3 protein-coding genes are annotated in these 2,562 nt (G+C 72.0%); all 3 read left to right on the top strand.

The window, feature by feature from the left end:
• The first annotated feature begins 240 nt into the window (after positions 1-240).
• Positions 241-690 carry a heavy metal-responsive transcriptional regulator gene (locus tag AC1RJ9_RS27910; protein ID WP_062098120.1) on the top strand — a complete coding sequence of 150 codons (450 nt, stop codon included), beginning with the start codon at positions 241-243 and terminating at the stop codon, positions 688-690.
• A gap of 132 nt (positions 691-822) precedes the next feature.
• Positions 823-1,203, top strand: a complete 381-nt coding sequence (locus AC1RJ9_RS27905) for a hypothetical protein (RefSeq protein ID WP_066730188.1) — start codon at positions 823-825, stop codon at positions 1,201-1,203.
• A 17-nt stretch (positions 1,204-1,220) separates the two neighbouring features.
• Positions 1,221-2,562 (top strand): FAD-binding oxidoreductase (locus AC1RJ9_RS27900; RefSeq protein ID WP_492841908.1); only part of this gene is annotated, 1,342 nt, incomplete at its 3' end.

Below are 2,562 nucleotides of genomic sequence, written 5' to 3'. Positions count from 1 at the left end.
CTATCGGCGCGACCTCGTCGGGCACGTGAAGATCGACCACGTCTTCGACGACCACTTCGCCCATGTCACGGTCGCCGACGGTACGCCGGCCAAGCACGACATCGTCGAGCTGCGCAAGAACTGAGCGGGCGATCGGTTCGCCAGCGGCGGGATGGCCCACGCCGTCTCGCCGGAGCGACCGGCGGGCGCGCCCCTCCGCTGACCTTGGGCTTTCGTCCAACGAGCGAGGCGACGAGTATCATGACGACCTTCAAGATCGGCGCGTTCGCCGCAGCCGCCGGCGTGCGGCGCGATACGATCCGGTACTACGAGCGCACCGGCCTGCTGCGCGATCCGGGCAGGACCGGCGCCGGCTACCGTGTCTATGAGGACGCCGACCTCCTGCGGCTCCATTTCATCCGGGCCGCGCAGGAGCTCGGCTTCACGCTCGCCGAAACCGCCGACCTGCTCGCGCTTCAAGCCTCCGACACCGCCAAGGCGTCGGCGGTGCTGGAGATCACCCGCGAGAAGATCCGCGACGCCGAACGCCGCATTCAGCGGCTGTCGGATATCCGTGACGTGCTCAGCGCGCTGGCCGACGATTGCCCGATGGACGTGGCGGCCTCGGACTGTCCGATCCTGGCCTTCCTCGCCGAAAGACGGGTCCGGCGGTCGGACGCCCGCGGCGACGCACCGCGGGAGGCGCTCTGACCCGCCCGGGCGCGCGGCGACACGTCAATCCTTGGCCGGCGACCTCGCCGGCTCCACCGCTCGCCCCTGGCGCGCCCGTCCGCGGCGAAGGCCATCGGTGTCGAGCCCATGATCTCCAGGGAGGAACTTGCCATGATCGACATCCGCCACACACTTCGCGCGCCCATCCAGGCGCTTGTGATCGGCGCCGCGGCGCTCGCCCTCACCGCCTGCGGCGACAAGGGCGCTGAGCCCCCGCCGCCCGCGGCCTCGGTCCAGGCCCCGGCCCCGTCGCCCGCCGCGGCCCCGGTCCCCAGCGCCGCCGATCCGGATCCCGGCGTCGGCGGCTCGACGGCGCCTTCGAACAACGCCGCCGGGCAACATGACGCCGATCACGACGCGGCGACGATGGAACGCCATCATCGTCAGGAGATGGATCACCACGCCATGCGCCAGGGCGGCGCGGCCACGGGGACGACGCCCCAACCCGACGCCGCGCCGATGAGCCCATCGGCTCCGATGAAGGACATGTGAAGACGAGGGCAAGCCCGATGCGCGGGACGACCAGCCGACAGGGATGGAGCTTGGGTCTGGCCGCCGCCTGCCTTCTGCTTTCGACGGCGGCCATCGCCCAGGAAGGCGACGAGCACGCGGCCCACCATCCGGGCGCGCAAGGCGGCGCGATGGCGGACGCCGGCGTCATGGGCGCCGCGCCGAGCCCCGCGGCAGCCGGCATGAGCGGAATGATGGACGAGATGATGGAGGGCGAAGGCGAGCATGGCGCCCGGCGCACGCCCTTCGTCTCACAACTGCTCGCCGCCCCGTCGCTCAGCGCCGAGGGGCGCAACCGGTTGATGGGCGAGGCCCAAGCGCGCGTGGAGCGCGGACTGGCCATGGCCGCCGAGGCCTCCGCCGCCGCGCGGTCCGAAGATCCGGCCGCCCGGGCGAGCGCGGCGCGGCGCCTGCGTGAAGCAAGCGACCTCTTCGCGAGCGGATCGGCCGCGCTCGCCGCCCTCGACCGCGGCGCGTCCCCGCAGCCGGCGGCGATCACCTGGTTTCGGGATCAGATGAGCCTGGGCGCGCCGCCGCACGCGGCGCCGATCCGGTGGCTCGGCGTCTCGCCGCCCCATTTCATGCTGATGTTCGTCCTGGCGATGGTCAGCGCGATGCTGCTGGGCCTGCAGGTCGCGCGCCTGCGGCGGGTCCGCAAGATCGTCGACGCCGGCGGGTCGACGGCCCCCGCGCCCGCCCCGGCGACCGCGACGGCCTCGCCACGCCAGGCGGCGGCCGTTGAGCCGGGCGCTGAAACGCTCACGCCGAGCAACGCCGCGCCGCCCGCCGGGGCGTCGCTGCGCAAGCCCAGGAGCTGGTCTGGCCCGTTGCGGGTGGTCCAGATCGTGCGGGAGACGCCGACGATTCAGACCTTCCGGCTGGCCGACCCGGCCGCCGATCGGCTGCCCTTCGATTTTCTGCCCGGCCAGTTTCTCCAGGTCGAGGTGGAGCCGGTGGATGGCAAGCCCTCGCGGCGATCCTACACCATCGCCTCCTCGCCGACGCAGCGCGCCTATGTCGAGCTAACGGTCAAGCGCGAGGAGCAGGGCGTCGTGTCGTGCTTTCTGCACGACAAGGTCGCCGTCGGCGACCTGCTGAAGACGACGGGCCCCTTCGGCGCGTTCACCTTCACCGGAACCGACGCCGACAGCATCGTGCTGATCGCCGGCGGGGTCGGCATCACCCCCATGATGTCGGTCCTGCGCTACCTGACCGACACGGCTTGGTCGGGCGAGATCTTCTTCCTGTACGGCGCCCGTTCGACCGACGAATTCGTCTTCCGCGAGGAGCTCGAGCGGCTCGAGCGGCGGTTCTCCAATCTGCACGTGATGGCGGCCATGC

The organism is Caulobacter sp. GW822-FHT07D08, assembly GCF_058798735.1.
This window is presented reverse-complemented; position numbering and strand designations above follow the sequence as displayed.